Annotated in this window: 17 protein-coding genes; 11 read left to right on the plus strand and 6 right to left on the minus strand. The window is 73.5% G+C overall.

Features of this window, described 5'->3' with window-relative positions; translation table 11 throughout:
* Positions 1 to 133: 133 nt before the first annotated feature.
* On the plus strand, positions 134 to 508 hold the full coding sequence (locus BFF78_RS37020) for a hypothetical protein (RefSeq protein WP_069782437.1): 375 nt from the start codon (positions 134 to 136) through the stop codon (positions 506 to 508).
* Between the two features lie 206 nt (positions 509 to 714).
* Positions 715 to 1,110, plus strand: a complete 396-nt coding sequence (locus BFF78_RS37025; protein WP_159033118.1) for a luciferase domain-containing protein — start codon at positions 715 to 717, stop codon at positions 1,108 to 1,110.
* 25 nt (positions 1,111 to 1,135) lie between these two features.
* On the opposite strand, the gene BFF78_RS37030 is transcribed toward BFF78_RS37025, so the two are convergent.
* Positions 1,136 to 1,915 carry a DeoR/GlpR family DNA-binding transcription regulator gene (locus BFF78_RS37030; RefSeq protein WP_069782438.1) on the minus strand — a complete coding sequence of 260 codons (780 nt, stop codon included), beginning with the start codon at positions 1,913 to 1,915 and terminating at the stop codon, positions 1,136 to 1,138.
* A gap of 124 nt (positions 1,916 to 2,039) precedes the next feature.
* On the opposite strand from BFF78_RS37030, the gene BFF78_RS37035 reads away from it, so the two are divergent.
* Positions 2,040 to 2,921, plus strand: coding sequence for an SIS domain-containing protein (locus BFF78_RS37035; protein WP_069782439.1), 882 nt, complete (start codon positions 2,040 to 2,042; stop codon positions 2,919 to 2,921).
* Between the two features lie 39 nt (positions 2,922 to 2,960).
* Positions 2,961 to 3,812 carry a class II fructose-bisphosphate aldolase gene (locus BFF78_RS37040; protein WP_069782440.1) on the plus strand — a complete coding sequence of 284 codons (852 nt, stop codon included), beginning with the start codon at positions 2,961 to 2,963 and terminating at the stop codon, positions 3,810 to 3,812.
* A gap of 12 nt (positions 3,813 to 3,824) precedes the next feature.
* Here BFF78_RS37040 and BFF78_RS37045 read toward each other — a convergent pair whose 3' ends face one another.
* Positions 3,825 to 4,958, minus strand: coding sequence for a methyltransferase (locus BFF78_RS37045; RefSeq protein WP_069782441.1), 1,134 nt, complete (start codon positions 4,956 to 4,958; stop codon positions 3,825 to 3,827).
* Positions 4,959 to 5,038: 80 nt separating this feature from the next.
* Here BFF78_RS37045 and BFF78_RS37050 point away from each other — a divergent pair, with 80 nt between their 5' ends.
* Genes BFF78_RS37050 through BFF78_RS46500 form a run of 4 tightly spaced genes read left to right on the plus strand, consistent with a single transcriptional unit; the run spans position 5,039 to position 7,427 of the window.
* Positions 5,039 to 5,683: an alpha-ketoglutarate-dependent dioxygenase AlkB family protein gene (locus BFF78_RS37050; protein ID WP_069782442.1), complete on the plus strand. Its 645-nt coding sequence runs from the start codon at positions 5,039 to 5,041 to the stop codon at positions 5,681 to 5,683.
* A 36-nt stretch (positions 5,684 to 5,719) separates the two neighbouring features.
* Positions 5,720 to 6,961, plus strand: a complete 1,242-nt coding sequence (locus BFF78_RS37055) for an ROK family protein (RefSeq protein ID WP_069782443.1) — start codon at positions 5,720 to 5,722, stop codon at positions 6,959 to 6,961.
* Positions 6,958 to 7,290, plus strand: coding sequence for a hypothetical protein (locus BFF78_RS37060; protein ID WP_069782444.1), 333 nt, complete (start codon positions 6,958 to 6,960; stop codon positions 7,288 to 7,290). The genes BFF78_RS37055 and BFF78_RS37060 overlap by 4 nt, the downstream gene beginning before the upstream one ends.
* The gene (locus BFF78_RS46500) at positions 7,287 to 7,427 is read left to right on the plus strand and encodes a hypothetical protein (protein WP_159033119.1); all 141 of its coding nucleotides are present in this window, start codon (positions 7,287 to 7,289) and stop codon (positions 7,425 to 7,427) included. Before BFF78_RS37060 ends, BFF78_RS46500 begins: the two co-directional genes overlap by 4 nt.
* Positions 7,428 to 7,527: 100 nt before the next feature.
* Here BFF78_RS46500 and BFF78_RS37065 read toward each other — a convergent pair whose 3' ends face one another.
* From BFF78_RS37065 to BFF78_RS37080, 4 genes are read right to left on the minus strand one after another with little or no spacing between them, the layout of a single operon-like run.
* Positions 7,528 to 8,439, minus strand: a complete 912-nt coding sequence (locus BFF78_RS37065; protein ID WP_069784049.1) for a phosphotriesterase family protein — start codon at positions 8,437 to 8,439, stop codon at positions 7,528 to 7,530.
* The gene (locus BFF78_RS37070; RefSeq protein ID WP_069784048.1) at positions 8,436 to 9,020 is read right to left on the minus strand and encodes a DUF4865 family protein; all 585 of its coding nucleotides are present in this window, start codon (positions 9,018 to 9,020) and stop codon (positions 8,436 to 8,438) included. The genes BFF78_RS37065 and BFF78_RS37070 overlap by 4 nt, the downstream gene beginning before the upstream one ends.
* A gap of 15 nt (positions 9,021 to 9,035) precedes the next feature.
* Positions 9,036 to 9,425 carry a (R)-mandelonitrile lyase gene (locus BFF78_RS37075; protein WP_069782445.1) on the minus strand — a complete coding sequence of 130 codons (390 nt, stop codon included), beginning with the start codon at positions 9,423 to 9,425 and terminating at the stop codon, positions 9,036 to 9,038.
* 4 nt (positions 9,426 to 9,429) lie between these two features.
* A complete protein-coding gene (locus tag BFF78_RS37080) occupies positions 9,430 to 10,005 on the minus strand; it encodes a TetR/AcrR family transcriptional regulator (protein WP_193433608.1) in 576 nt (191 codons plus the stop codon).
* A 180-nt stretch (positions 10,006 to 10,185) separates the two neighbouring features.
* Here BFF78_RS37080 and BFF78_RS37085 point away from each other — a divergent pair, with 180 nt between their 5' ends.
* The 3 genes from BFF78_RS37085 to BFF78_RS37095 are packed head-to-tail and all read left to right on the plus strand — an operon-like array spanning position 10,186 to position 13,780.
* Positions 10,186 to 10,476 (plus strand): SHOCT domain-containing protein, encoded by a 291-nt coding sequence (locus BFF78_RS37085; protein ID WP_069782447.1) that lies wholly within the window; start codon positions 10,186 to 10,188, stop codon positions 10,474 to 10,476.
* Positions 10,473 to 11,222, plus strand: a complete 750-nt coding sequence (locus BFF78_RS37090; RefSeq protein WP_069782448.1) for an ABC transporter ATP-binding protein — start codon at positions 10,473 to 10,475, stop codon at positions 11,220 to 11,222. The genes BFF78_RS37085 and BFF78_RS37090 overlap by 4 nt, the downstream gene beginning before the upstream one ends.
* On the plus strand, positions 11,219 to 13,780 hold the full coding sequence (locus tag BFF78_RS37095) for an ABC transporter permease (RefSeq protein ID WP_069782449.1): 2,562 nt from the start codon (positions 11,219 to 11,221) through the stop codon (positions 13,778 to 13,780). The genes BFF78_RS37090 and BFF78_RS37095 overlap by 4 nt, the downstream gene beginning before the upstream one ends.
* Positions 13,781 to 14,014: the final 234 nt, after the last annotated feature.

Consider the following 14,014-nt stretch of genomic DNA (forward strand, 5'->3'; position numbering starts at 1 on the left):
CGGGCATGGAGGTGTTCCGCGCCCGGCCCGCCACACATGCCCCGTAGGTGGATGCCTGCCTCCCCTACCCGCCTTCGTGGTCCGGCCGGCGTGACCACCGCCCCGACGGCCGGCTCGGACAGGCTCGACCCCCATGCCCGTCCCCCTCAGCACCGCCTGCCCGGCATGCTCCTCGTCCGAGGCGATCGCGAGGACGGCCCTCGCCACCCCGGCCGCGTCCAGCGGCACCGGGAAGCGCTCCTTCAGACTGGCGTCCGCCGACTGGCCGGTCTCGGCGCCGTACGCGGTGGCCGCGGCCTCGCCGATCGTGGTGCCGGTCAGCAACTGGCCCGGGGCCAGGGCGACGAACCGGATGCCGAGCGCGCGGGCGTCGGCGGCGCGCTGGGTCGCGCACGCCTACGGGTTGCTCGTTCTCACTCTGCAAGACGACCGGATCTCCGCCGTCACCCGCTTCGGCGACAACGGCCTCCTCGCGCGGTTCGGGCTGCCGCAGGCCCTGCACGACTAGGGCGGTCGTGCCGGCGAATTGACCGATGTGGCCCTGACCTGCGTAGACTTGCGCTCTTCCGGGACGGCCGCGGCTTCAACACGAGGTGGCGGATGCCTCGTTCGGTGCGCCTCGGAGCGTCCACGCCCGGCCCGCGGCCGGAAACAGGTCGGTTAATGCTTGCTCACGAGCTGGTTGCCGAGGGGTGAGCGGGCCATGATGGGCCCATGACGTTGGCCTCGCGCGCGCTCGCGCAACTGGCGACCTGGCCCGATCTGAGTCGGGCGGTCCCGAGCTGCGGCCTGGGACAGGCGGTGAGTTCGGCCGGGGGGGAGATCGCCCACTTCCACTCGGACCGGGATGTCGATCTACGGCTGACCGACCGGGCGATCCGGCGGTTCGCCAAGGACCTCAAGGACTCGGGTGCGATCAGGATCGTGCGCGGTTCGCAGTGGGTGACCCTGCGCCTCGACGCGGCGAGCGACGTCGACCTGCTGCTGACCCTGGTGAGCGTGGCGCTCCAGGCCCAGCAGCACTGGCCGGACCCGCTCGACCGGCCGCCCACAGGCTGCAACGACCAACGCGGCGCCGGGTTCGTCAAGGCCGACCTCGGCGGTATCTGAGCCGAGGCCTGCGACGAACCGGGCGTCACACGGCGAGGACCCGTACCCCCGCCTCCTCGAAGCGGCGTACCGTCTCCTGCCCCACCGCCGTGTCCGTCACGAGCGTGTTCACCTGGTCCGCGCCGCAGATCCGGGCGAACGCCCGCTGGCCCAGCTTGCTGGAGTCCGCGGCCACCACCACCCGCTCGGCGCGCTCGCACAGCAGCCGGTTGATCGCGGCCTCCGCCTCGTCATGGGCCGCCGCCCCGTGCGTGACGTCGAAGGCGACGACACCGAGCACCGCCACGTCGAGCGTGATCTGCCCGAGCACCCCGTCCGCGAGCGGACCGATGAGTTCGTACGACTGCGGGCGCGCCACCCCACCCGTCACCACGATCTTGAACTGGGGCCGTACGGCGAGCTCGTTGGCGATGTTGAGCGCGTTGGTGACGATGGTCAGCGCGGGCGAACCGGTGGCCAGGTCGCCGCGCACGGCCAGGGCCCGGGCCACCTCCGTGGTGGTCGTACCGCCGGTCAGCCCCACCGCCTCGCCCGGCGCCAGCAGATCGGCCACGGCCTTGGCGATGCGCTGCTTCTCCGAGGCGCGGCGGGCCGTCTTGTAGCGCAGCGGGAGTTCGTAGGACACCCCGTGCACCACCGCGCCGCCGCGGGTGCGCACCAGCATCTGCTGCTCGGCGAGTTGGTCGAAGTCCCTGCGGATCGTCGCCGCGGACACCTCCAGCTCGGCCGCCGCCTCCTCGACCTCCAGCCGGCCGCGCTCGACGAGCAGTTCCAGCAGCGCCTTCCAGCGGGCGTCCCGGGACATCCGCAGCCTCCGTTCCGATGTGTTCCCGGTGACCCTAGCGCACCCCACTCTGCGCTCGAATGCTTGATTGTGCTCGAAAGCTCGCTATATCTTGCAGGAACAATCAGCAGGGGAGGGTGTGGGCATGACACATGTCGAGCACGAGCTGAACAGCCAGCCGGAGTGCTGGATACGGGCGGCCGACGCGGCGGGGCGGTACCGGGACGCGCTGCCGGGGCCCGGGGAGCGGGTCGCCATCGTGGGCTGCGGGACCTCGTACTTCATGGCGCAGGCGGCCGCCGCCCTGCGCGAGGGAGCCGGGCAGGGCGAGACCGACGCGTTCGCGGCCTCCGAGTTCCCGAACGGCCGCTCGTACGACCGGGTCGTGGCCCTCACCCGCTCCGGCACCACCACCGAAGTGCTGGAACTCCTCGGCCGGTTGAGGGGCGGGACGCGGACCACGGCCGTCACCGGGGACCCGGACACCCCGGTCGCATCGGCCGCGGACGACCTCGTCGTACTGGACTTCGCCGACGAACGCTCCGTCGTCCAGACCCGGTTCGCCACCACCGCCCTCACCCTCCTGCGCGCCCATCTCGGCCTGCACACCGACTCCGTCGTGGCCGACGCGCGTACGGCCCTGTCCACTCCTCTTCCCGAAGGACTGGTCGCCTGCACCCAGTTCACCTTCCTCGGGCGCGGCTGGACCGTCGGCCTCGCGAGCGAGGCCGGGCTGAAGATGCGCGAGGCCTCGCTGGCCTGGACCGAGGCGTATCCGGCGATGGAGTACCGGCACGGCCCGATCAGCATCACCACCGAGGGCACCGCCACCTGGATGCTCGGCGAGGCACCGGACGGGCTCGCCGACCAGGTCCGCGCCACCGGCGGGTTGTGGATCGACGGCGGCCTCGACCCGCTCGCCGAACTCGTCCGAGCCCAGCGGCTCGCGGTCGCCGTCGCCGCCGCCCGCGGCCTCGACCCCGACCGGCCGCGCCATCTCACCCGCTCGGTGATACTCGCCCCCTGAACCCCGACCCGCCGCCCGCGCCCCGGAAGGACACCACACGTGCCCCTCGCGTCCACCGGCGAGCTGGTCACCGCCGCCGCCGAAACCCGCTCCGCCGTCGCCGCGTTCAACGTCATCACCCTGGAACACGTCGAGGCCGTCATCGCCGGCGCCGAGTCGGCCGGTGCGCCCGTCGTGCTCCAGGTCAGCGAGAACGCCGTCAAGTACCGCTACGGGCGGCTGCTGCCGCTGGCCCGGGCAGCCGTCGCCGCCGCCGAACGCGCCGACGTGCCCATCGCGTTGCACCTCGACCATGTACAGAGCGACCACCTGCTGCGCCAGGCGCCCGACGCCGGGTTCAGCTCGGTGATGTACGACGCGGCCCGGCTGCCGTACGCCGAGAACCTCTCCGCGACCCGGGCCGCCGCCGACTGGGCGCACTCCCAGGGGCTGTGGATCGAGGCCGAGCTGGGACAGATCGGCGGCAAGGACGGCAGGCTCCCGCTGGACGCCCACGCACCCGGCGCCCGCACCGAGCCCGATCAGGCCCGCGACTTCGTGTCCGGCACCGCCGTCGACGCGCTCGCCGTCGCCATCGGCAGCGTGCACGCGATGACCACCCGCACGGCCACCCTCGACCAAGCCCTGCTCAAACGGCTCTCCGCCGCGCTGTCCGTCCCCCTCGTCCTGCACGGCTCCTCCGGCGTCCCGGACGAGCAACTGGTCGCGGCGGTCGCGGGCGGCATCGCCAAGGTCAACGTCGGCACGGCGCTGAACGTGGCCATGACCGGTGCGATCCGGGAGTTCCTCGCGGCGCGTCCCGAGGCGGTCGACTCCCGCAAGTACCTGAGTGTGGGGAGGGAGGCGATGGCCCAGGAGGTGCGGCGGACCATCGGGGTTCTCGTTCGGTGAAGCGCCCCGGCGTCAGACCTTCTTCACGGCCCTCAGCACAACGAACTTCGGGTCGCCGGCAACCAGTTCACAGTTCCCGAACAACCGCCTCAGCTTCACGTGATACCCCAGATGCCGGTTCCCGATCACCCGCAGTTCACCCCCCGGCCGGAGCGAGCGCAACGCCCCCGTGAACATGCGCCAGGCCGTCGCGTCGGTCGTCGCCTGGTGCGAGTGGAAGGGCGGGTTGTTCAGGACGAGGTCCACGCTGCCCGGCGCCACCCCGGCCAGCCCGTCCCCGACCCGGAACTCCGCGTGCCCGGGCACCCCGTTGGCCTTGTACGTCGCCTCCGCCGAGGCCACCGCCTGGAAGGACTCGTCCACGAACAGCACCTCGGCCGCCGGATCCGCGAGCGCGATCGCCGTACCGACGACACCGTTGCCGCATCCGAGGTCCACCACGCGGCCCGCGCCCGGTCCGGGCAGGTGCTGGAGGAAGAGGCGGGTGCCGATGTCGAGGCGGTCGGCGCAGAAGACGCCCGCGTGGTTGACGACCGTGCGCCCGGACACCGCCCCGATGCCGTCGGGGAGCCCGTAGCTGTACGGCCACGGGTTCGCCGGACGCTCCAGCGCCGGGTCCGGGGCGCAGAAGATCAACCGGGCCTTCTGCCGCGCCAGCGAGGTCCGGGTCGGCCCGAGGATCCGCTCGAACAACTGGAGCGTGGAGGTGTGGATCTCCTTCACCATCCCGGTGCCGACGACGACGGTGTCCGCGTGCACCGCCGGCGCCAGCCGCAGCAGCTGGTCCTCCAGCAGCGCCAGGCTCTTCGGCACCCGCACCAGCAGCACGTCCACCCGCTCGGGCGGCGGATCCTGGGTGGTCAGCAACTGGACGGCACCGGGTTCGACACCGGCCCGCGCCAGATTCGCCCGGGTCGCCTCCTGGCTCAGGAAGGAGTCGGTGATCTGCGTCGGCCGGTGCTCCGCGAGCGCCGTGGCCAGCGCACCCCAGCGGTCCCCGACCACCACGACCGAGCCCCTGAGCGGCACCCCCTCCTCGGCCAGGTGGCGCAGCAGGTACGCGTCGGATGCGTCCCAGGCACGCAGCCGGTCGCGGGCACTCTCGGGGAAGCGGGACAGCTCGACCTCGCCCCACGGTGTCGTCATACGGTCGCTCATCGTGCCTCCCAGGCTAGCGGAGCCGCAGCTCAGGGGTGGTGGGGCGGGTCTGCGGCACTATGGAGCGTGTGGACGCGGAGCTGTTTCCCAGGGAGCGCGCTCAGGTCGCACCGGGCGCCGTGCACGTCCCGGACTGGCTGGCACCGGAGGCGCAGCGCGAGCTGCTCGCCGCCTGCCGGGACTGGGCGCGGCCGCCGGCCGGACTGCGCACGGTCCGTACCCCGGGCGGCGGCACGATGACCGCCCGGCAGGTCTGCCTGGGCTGGCACTGGTACCCGTACGCCTACGCCCGCACGGCCGTCGACGGCGACGGCGCCCCCGTCAAGCCCTTCCCGGCCTGGCTCGGCGAACTGGGCCGCCGCGCCGCCGTCGCCGCGCTGGGCCCGCAGGAGCCGTATGCCTACGACATCGCACTGATCAACTTCTACGACGGCGACGCCCGCATGGGCATGCACCGCGACAGCGACGAGAAGGCGGACGCGCCGGTGGTGTCGCTGAGCCTGGGCGACACCTGTCTCTTCCGGTTCGGGAACACCGAGACGCGGGCCAAGCCCTACACGGATGTCGAGCTGCGCAGCGGCGACCTGTTCGTGTTCGGCGGGCCGTCGAGGCTGGCCTACCACGGGGTCCCGTGGGTCTACGGGGGCACCGGCCCGACCGAGTTGGGCCTGTCCGGACGTCTGAACATCACACTTCGGGTCAGCGGCCTCTAGGCCGCCGCACCTTCGGATCATGGGAGACTCGCCCTCATGAGCGGCAAGGCGGATCCCCGGACGGCGGGGGAGAGGACCACCTCGAGGGCGCGGCTGGACCGGGGGCGCGGTGCGCTCGGACCCGCGCTGGAGCTGGTGCACACCGGGCGGGCGCCGACCCGCGCCGTGCTCACCGCGGAACTCGGGGTCACCCGGGCGACCGCGGGGGCGGTGGCCGCCGAGCTGGAGGCGCTCGGGCTGATCCGGGTGGACGCCCGGCCGGGCGCCGCGGCCGGCTCCCAGGGCCGCCCCTCACACCGGCTGGAGGTCGCCGAGGACGGCCCGGTGGCACTCGCCGCGCAGGTCCACGCCGACGGCTTCCGGGCCGCGCTGGTCGGCCTCGGCGGGGGCATCGTGGCGACCGCGCCCGGCTGCGAGACCGTCGACGCGGACCCGGCGAAGGTGCTCGGCTCGGTCGTCGAGGCGGGCGCGGAACTGCTGCGGACGACGGGCCGCCGCTGCGTCGGCGCCGGACTCGCCGTACCGTCCGCCGTGGCCGAACCCGAGGGCCTCGCCCTCAACCCCCTGCACCTGGCCTGGCCCGTCGGCGCCCCCGTCCGCCGGATCTTCGCCGAGTGCGTGCGCGCCGCCGGCATCACGGCCGGCCCGGCCTTCGCGGGCAACGACGTCAACCTCGCCGCGCTCGCCGAGCACCGGCACGGCGCCGGCCGGGGCGCGCGGGACCTGCTGTGCGTGGCCACCGGACACCGGGGCGTCGGCGGTGCGCTGGTGCTGGACGGCCGCCTGCACACCGGCAGTTCGGGACTGGCCCTGGAGGTCGGCCACCTCACCGTCAATCCCGAGGGCAGACCCTGCCACTGCGGCAGCCGCGGCTGCCTGGACGTCGAGGCCGATCCGCTGGCGCTGCTCGTCGAGGCAGGCCGTGAGCCCGGCCCCGAGGTGTCCCTGCTCCAGCAGGCCAACGACCTGCTGCGCACCCAGTACGACGACCCGGCCGTCCGTACGGCCGCCGAGGCGCTGATCGACCGCCTGGGCCTGGGGCTGGCCGGCCTGGTCAACATCCTGAACCCCGACCGCATCATCCTCGGCGGCCTGCACCGCACCCTCCTGGACGCCGATCCCGCCCGGCTGCGCGCGGTCGTCGCCGACCGCAGCCTGTGGGGCCAGAGCGGTGGAGTACCGATTCTGCCCTGCACGCTGGACCACAACAGCCTCGTCGGCGCGGCCGAGCTGGCCTGGCAGCCCGTACTGGACGACCCGCTGGCGGCACTGCGGTGACCGGTGCGGCCCGGGAGGCGGCGGAACGAGCCGACCCGGCCCTGTTCGACGGCGACGGAACCGACGGTCTGCTGCTGTCCTGTGCCCGGACCAGCCAACGGCATCACGCCCTGCGCCCGGTACCCTCGACCGCGGTGCCGAGCCGCCGGCAGCTGCCCGGCGGCACCAGCGAACCACCCGAAGAACAAGACGAGTCGGACCTCCACGCGCTGCGTGCGCACCCGGCCCGCGAACTCCCCGAGGAGATCGGCCCGCACCCCCGGCCGACGCCCTACCCCATGGCTGACCACCGGCACGGCAGTTGTACGACCGGTACGCGGAGCTGGTGAGTAGGGAGACCGCCCGCGGCGACGAGCCCGAGTCCGACCGGATCGCCCTGATCGGCTCACTCGCCGGCCTGGAGCGGCTCGAAGGACCGCACGTCGACCATCCGCACCCGGTCGTCCGCGCCTGCACCGACGCCTGAGCCGCCGCCCGGCCGCCCGGCGAGGTCGCGCGATGAGTTCGCCACCCCAGTCGGGGCAGATCTGCTGACAGCCTCGCCGCACGCCTCGCGGAACGTGCACTCACCTCCAGTCGACCGCGAACGCCCGCCCGGGATGCTCGGTGAGTATGCGGTCCACCAGGTCCGCGCCCACCGCGGCCGCCAGCCGGTGCCGTACCCGGCGCAGCAGGTACGGCATTCCCAGCCCACCGTCGACCGAGCGCGCGCCGGCGACCACCGTGTCCCCGCCGAGTAGCAGCCGGTCCGCGAACCCGGCCTCCGCCAACGCCCGTACCGCCTCCGGCATCCGCCAGTCGGTGGCGTTATGGGCGCGGGACGGCCCGTCGAAGGCCAGCCAGCAGCCCGAAGCGGCGGCCTGCCGCTGCACCACGGGGTCGGGGTGGCGGTTCAGGTGGCCCAGGATCACCCGGTCGCCGGGCACGCCCAACTCGCCGCACAGCAGGTCGAGGACGTCCAGGGCGCCGGTGCCCAGCTCCAGGTGCACGGCGATGGTCGAGCCGGTGGCGTGGTGGGCCTCGGCCGCCGCCGTCATGGTCCGGCGGGTGTGAGCGTCGAGTGCGTGGAAACCGCCCGCCACCTTGATGAAGCCGGCTCGCACCCCGGTCGTGGCGATGCCCTCGGTCAGCTCGGACACGAACAGCTCGGCGAGGCCGCCGCCGCGCAGTCTGTCGAGCAACTGGGTGTCGTAGTGTGCGGCTTGGTGCAGCCCGGTGGCGCAGACCAACCGCACTCCCGTGGCCCGGGACAGCTCCGGCAGGTCCGCCGCCCGCCGCCCCATGCCGTACGGCGTCCACTGCACGACGGCCGCTCCGCCCGCCGCCCGGAACGCGGCCAGCTCGGCACGTGCGGCCGACAGGTCCTCCAGCTCCTGGCCCGGCAACTGCGGGCTGCGCAGGAAGAGATGGTCGTGCGCGTCGCACACGCCCAGCTGCTCGGGCGGGATGTCGCCGAGGACCGTACGGACGCGGCTCACCACTGCCGCCCGCGCGGGAGCCGGTCCCGGCCGGGCGCCGACAGGTGCAGCACCTCGAAGACGTCCCCGTCGGCCTTGGGCGCATCGTGCTCCCAGAGCGAGAAGTGCACCAGCTCCCACGCGCGCGTGTCCACGGCCGCCGCGGCGAGGACCGCGCCGTCCTCCGCCGCCAGTCGCCCGGCCTCGGCCGCCGCGTCCGCCATGAACGCGGCCAACTCCACGCCCTCCGGCACCGGTTGGCGTCGGCGCACGGCGAACGCGGGCGCGGACCCGGCCGCGGTGCCCTCCTCGAACGCCAGGCCCGTCCACTGCCGTATCGCCGGCCGGCCGAAGTCGTTCACGGGCCCCTGGAAGGCTCCGCCCCACAGGAAGCTGTTCATGCCCTCCACGGTGTTCCACAGGTAGAACGGCCCGTACTGGTTCACCGGCGAGCCGTTCACCCCGCGTTCGCGCAGCACGTACGTCTTGATGCCCAGGCCGTCCCAGTCGTCCAGCAGGTGCGCGACGCGGGCGACGCGGGAGCGGATGATGCCCATGTCGTAGTCGGCGGGCAGGGTGAACTCGTACTGCATGGCGTGCATCTCGTGCATCCTCTCTCAGGCGGGGTAGCCGGCCACGTGTGCGTGCCACTCGGTCGTCGTGCCGTCCTCGGCTGCCTCCACGACCGCGAGGTGGGTCATGAAGGTGCGGGGGGCTGCGCCGTGCCAGTGCCATTCGCCCGGTTCGATCCACACCGTGTCGCCCGCGCGGATCGCCTCCACCTCACCGCCTTTGCGCTGTACCAGCCCCTCGCCCTCCAGGACGTGCAGCACCTGCCCGTGCGGGTGCCGGTGCCAGGCCGTGTGGGCGCCCGGAGCGAAGTGGACGTTGAACATGCGCAGCCGGGACGGAGCGGCGGGCGCGGCGAGCTCGTCCAGCCACACCGTGCCGGTGAAGTTCTCCGCCGGGCCCTGCCGGGTGTCGGGACGCCGTCTGGTGATGTGCACCGGCTCAGTTCCCCTGTCCGGGAGTTCGGGGTGCGAGCAGGGACAGCAGGCCGCGGACACCGGCGTCGAAGGCGGCGGGGGAGCCGGAGGCGCGGGCGAGGACATAGCCGCCCTGCACGGTCGCCAGGACGGCCGCGCCGATCTCCTCGCCGTCCAGCCAGGGCGCGAACTGCCCCTGCCGCTTGCCCTCTTCGACGAGCCCGGCGATCCGATCGCGGATGGCGGCGATCGTCTCGTCGACCGGCGCGCGCAGTTCCTCGCTCGCGATCACGTCGGGGTCCATGGTCAGCCGGCCGACCGGGCAGCCGCGCAGCACGTCACGCTCGCGCAGCAGATACGCCTCGATGCGCTCGTACGGCGTGCCGGGACCGTCGAGGACGCGTTCGGCGGTGGCACGCAACTGCTCGGCGGTGCGCCGGATCGCCGCCAGGGCCAGGTCCGGCTTGCCCTTGAAGTGGTGGTACATGCTGCCCTGGCCCGCTCCCGCGCGCTCCAGGATCGCCTTCGGGCTCGTGCCCACGTAGCCGCGCTCCCACAGCAGCTCGCGGGTGGACTCGATCAGTCGTTCCGGGGTGCTCATGCGGCCACTGTACATACTAGTAGTTACACTCCGCCAGTCCCTGGGGAGCAGTCCGCCGCCCGCGCCGTACTCCCGGGGAGGTAGCCGCACTGCCGCCGGCCGCACGACGACCCGGACCCCCTGCCGGAGGGAGTCTCGTGGCATCCCCGCAGAGAGAAACGACAAGGGAGATGACCCGAGATGCAGACCCTGGCCAACTGGGACGGAGGTCCCGGCCCGTGGATCCTGTTCTTCCCGCTGATCTGGGCGGCCGTCGTGATCGGCGCCGTCACCTTCCTGCGCCGCACCGTCTGGCGCGGGCGCGGCGGCCCCTGGCGGCCCATGGACGGCGGACGCCCCGCGGGCGACTCGCCGCTCGCCGTCCTCGGCCGCCGTTTCGCCTCCGGCGAGATCGACGAGGACGAGTACCGGCGCCGCATGTCCGTCCTGGAGGAGCAGTTCGGCCGCACGGGCAAGGGAGGCGCGGCATGACCACCACGACCGCACTGCGGGCCGCGGCCCGCGTGGTCGACGCGGTGAAGGTGTACGGCGGTGGCGACACCGCCGTACGCGCTCTGGACGGCGTCGACGTCTCCTTTCCCGCCGGACGCTTCACGGCGATCATGGGCCCCTCGGGCTCCGGGAAGTCCACCCTCATGCACTGCGCGGCCGGCCTCGACACGCTCACCTCCGGCGCCGCCTACATCGGCGACACCGAACTCGGCGCGCTGGACGACCGGCGCCTGACGCTGCTGCGCCGGGACCGGGTCGGTTTCGTCTTCCAGGCGTTCAACCTGGTGCCGACACTGACCGTCGCCGAGAACATCACCCTGCCCCTGGACCTGGCAGGGCGGCGCGGCGACCAGGAATGGATCGACGCGCTCGTGGACGTCGTCGGGCTGCGCGAGCGGCTGCACCACCGGCCCTCCGAACTCTCCGGCGGCCAGCAGCAACGCGTCGCCGTGGCACGGGCGTTCGCCGGGCGGCCCGACGTGGTCTTCGCCGACGAGCCGACCGGAAACCTCGACTCCCGCTCCGGCGCGGAGGTCCTCGGCCTCCTCGGCTCCGCCGTGCGGGAGATGGACCGTACGGTCGTCATGGTCACGCACGACCCGGTAGCCGCCGCGCACGCCGACGAGGTGCTCTTCCTCGCCGACGGACGGCTGGTCGACCGGATGGAGTCGCCGACCGCGGACCGGGTCCTGGACCGCATGAAGGCCTTCGAGGTGCGGACATGAACGCGGCGGTCCGGCTCAGCCTCACCTCGCTGCGCGCCCACCGGCGCCGGTTCGCCGGAACCTTCGTCGCCGTGTTCCTCGGCGTCGCCTTCCTGACCGGCACCCTCGTCATGGGCGACACGCTGCGCGCCAGCTTCGGCAGCATGTTCGGCGAGGCCACCAGCGGCACGGACGCCGTCGTACGCGGCGCCGACGCCATCACCACACCGGGCGAGGCCCAGGGCGTACGGCGGCCCGTGGACACCTCGCTGGTGACAACCATCGAGCGGGTCCCCGGCGTGGCCGCGGCGGAACCGGACATCCAGGGCGCCGGCCAGCTCGTCGGCTCCGACGGCAAGCCCGTCGGCGGCCAGGGCCCGCCCACGCTCGCCGGGAACTGGATCACCGACCCGCGCCTCAACCCCTACCGGCTCGCCGAAGGCCGCGCACCGGCCAGGTCCGGCGAGGTCGTGGTGAACCGGGGCGCCGCGAAGAAGGGCGGCCTGAAGATCGGCGACACGACCGTCCTGCGGACGCCGGATCCCGTGAAGGTCACCATCGTCGGCCTCGCCACCTTCGGCGGCCAGGACGGCATGGCCCAGGTGACCTTCACGGGCATGACCCGCTCCGACGCCGAGAAGTACCTGACCGCGCGGCCCGGGCGGGCGGCGGCCATCGAGGTGCGGGCCGGGCCCGGAGTGAGCCAGAACGACCTGGTCCGCAGGCTGACTCCCGTGCTGCCCAAGGGAGTCGAGGCCATCACCGGTCAGCAGTCGGCGCAGGAGAACACCGACATGATCTCCAGCCAGTTCCTGACCCTCTTCACCACCTTCCTGCTCGTGTTCTCCGGCGTCGCGCTGCTCGTCGCGACCTTCTCCATCCACAACACGTTCGCCATCGTGGTCGCCCAGCGCACCCGGGAGAACGCCCTGTTGCGTGCCCTCGGCGCGGCCCGCCGCCAGGTGACGGCCGCCGCGCTCGCCGAGGCCTGCGTCGTCGCGCTCACCGCGTCCCTCACCGGACTCGCGGGCGGCATCGGCATCGCCGCCGGCCTCCAGGCGCTGTTCCCGGCGATCGGATTCCCGTTCCCCGACGGCGACTTGGTCATCAAGACGCTGTCGATGGTGCTGCCGCTCGCGGTGGGGATCGTGGTCTGCCTGGGCTCCGCGCTGCTGCCGGCCCGGCGCGCCGGACGGACGGCGCCGCTCGCCGCCCTGCGCGAGACGGCCGTCGACGCCTCCGGTGCCTCCCGGGGCCGTGCGACCGCCGGGGCCGTTCTCGGCGCGCTGGCGCTCGCCACGACCCTGGCCGGCGTCCTGGTCTCCCCGTCCGTGTGGCTGGCGGGACTCGGCACACTCCTCGCCCTGGCGGCCTTCGTCGTCCTCGGCCCGGTGGCCGCCACCACGGCCGTACGACTGCTCGGCAGCCCCCTGGACCGGCTGCGCGGGGTCACCGGATCCCTGGCCCGGCGCAACGCCCTGCGCAGTCCGAAGCGGACGGCGGCCACCGCGAGCGCGCTGATGATCGGCGTGGCCGTCGTGTCGCTGTTCACCGTGTTCGGTGCCTCGCTGAAGGCCACCATGGACCAGACGGTGTCCCGGTCCTTCGCCGGCGACGTCGCCGTCAGCAGCCCGTCCTTCGGCGCGGGCGGCAGCGGACTCAGCCCCCGGCTCGCGCCCGCGCTCCAGCGGCTGCCCCAGGTGGACACCGCCGTGGGGCTCGGCCGAGGGGTCGCCGAAGTCGACGGCAGAGGAAGGGCCTTGACGGTCACCGATCCCGCGGCCCTCGCCCGTACCTTCGACCTCGGCACGGTCACCGGTTCCCTGCGCGACCTCGGCGTCAACGGCATCGCGATCACCCGGAAGGAGGCCGACCGGCGGCATCTGCGCACCGGCGACACGGCCAGGCTGACCTTCACCGACGGCAGGACGGACGACTTCACCGTCCGTGCCGTGTACGGCCAGTCGGAACTCGCCGGTGACTATGTCATCACCCGGGCCGCCTGGGCCCCGCACCGCACCCAGGACGCCGACAGCCTGATCGCCGTCACCTTCAAGCGCGGGGTGACCGCGGACGCGGGCAAGGCGGCGGTACGGGCGGTCGCCGCGCACTACGGCAACCCGTCCGTGCAGACCCGAGACGAGTACGCGCAGTCCTCTGCGGGCGGCATCGACATGATGCTCACCCTCGTCTACGCGCTGCTCGCCCTCGCGGTGGTCATCGCCCTGCTCGGCATCGCGAACACGCTGACCCTCGCGCTGCACGAACGCACCCGGGAACTGGGCCTGCTGCGGGCCGTCGGTCAGACCCGCGCCCAGCTGCGGGCCATGGTCCGCTGGGAGTCGGTCCTGGTCGCCGCGTTCGGCACGGCCGGCGGGCTCGGTCTCGGCGCCTTCCTGGGCTGGGTGCTGGTCAAGGCCTCCGACGGCGCGAGCGACACCGCGTTCGCCTTCGCCCTCCCATCCGCCCGGCTCGCGGTGGTCGCCCTCATCGGCCTCACCGCCGGCGCCCTGGCGGGCCTACGGCCGGCCCGGCGGGCGGCACGGTTGGACGTGTTGCGGGCGATCGCGACGGAGTGACCGCGTCGCGTTGGCCGGGGCGCCTGCCTGGCGGGGGCGGTGTGCGGCCGTGCGCGAGCGCGGGTGCGTGGGGGCTGGTCGCGCAGTTCCCCGCGCCCCTCAGGGAACTGCCGTACAGCCGACTTCGTCCCACCGGTCCCGCTCCGAGCCGTCACCCCCGCCCAGCTACGGCCGGTTGTGCCGCAGGCTTGGCGGCTCACCGGGTAGTGGGGGTCGTATTCGTGTGGTTGCGGG

Origin of the sequence: Streptomyces fodineus (genome assembly GCF_001735805.1) — a bacterium.
Taxonomy (GTDB): domain Bacteria; phylum Actinomycetota; class Actinomycetes; order Streptomycetales; family Streptomycetaceae; genus Streptomyces; species Streptomyces fodineus.

Bases quoted from the DNA above. Each gene is read 5' to 3' on its own strand.
- BFF78_RS37020 (WP_069782437.1), top strand. From the start codon at position 134: ATGCCCGTCCCCCTCAGCACCGCCTGCCCGGCATGCTCCTCGTCCGAG.
- BFF78_RS37025 (WP_159033118.1), top strand. From the start codon at position 715: ATGACGTTGGCCTCGCGCGCGCTCGCGCAACTGGCGACCTGGCCCGAT.
- BFF78_RS37030 (WP_069782438.1), bottom strand. From the start codon at position 1,915: ATGTCCCGGGACGCCCGCTGGAAGGCGCTGCTGGAACTGCTCGTCGAG.
- BFF78_RS37035 (WP_069782439.1), top strand. From the start codon at position 2,040: ATGACACATGTCGAGCACGAGCTGAACAGCCAGCCGGAGTGCTGGATA.
- BFF78_RS37045 (WP_069782441.1), bottom strand. From the start codon at position 4,958: ATGACGACACCGTGGGGCGAGGTCGAGCTGTCCCGCTTCCCCGAGAGT.
- BFF78_RS37055 (WP_069782443.1), top strand. From the start codon at position 5,720: ATGAGCGGCAAGGCGGATCCCCGGACGGCGGGGGAGAGGACCACCTCG.
- BFF78_RS37070 (WP_069784048.1), bottom strand. From the start codon at position 9,020: ATGCACGCCATGCAGTACGAGTTCACCCTGCCCGCCGACTACGACATG.
- BFF78_RS37080 (WP_193433608.1), bottom strand. From the start codon at position 10,005: ATGAGCACCCCGGAACGACTGATCGAGTCCACCCGCGAGCTGCTGTGG.
- BFF78_RS37085 (WP_069782447.1), top strand. From the start codon at position 10,186: ATGCAGACCCTGGCCAACTGGGACGGAGGTCCCGGCCCGTGGATCCTG.
- BFF78_RS37090 (WP_069782448.1), top strand. From the start codon at position 10,473: ATGACCACCACGACCGCACTGCGGGCCGCGGCCCGCGTGGTCGACGCG.
- BFF78_RS37095 (WP_069782449.1), top strand. From the start codon at position 11,219: ATGAACGCGGCGGTCCGGCTCAGCCTCACCTCGCTGCGCGCCCACCGG.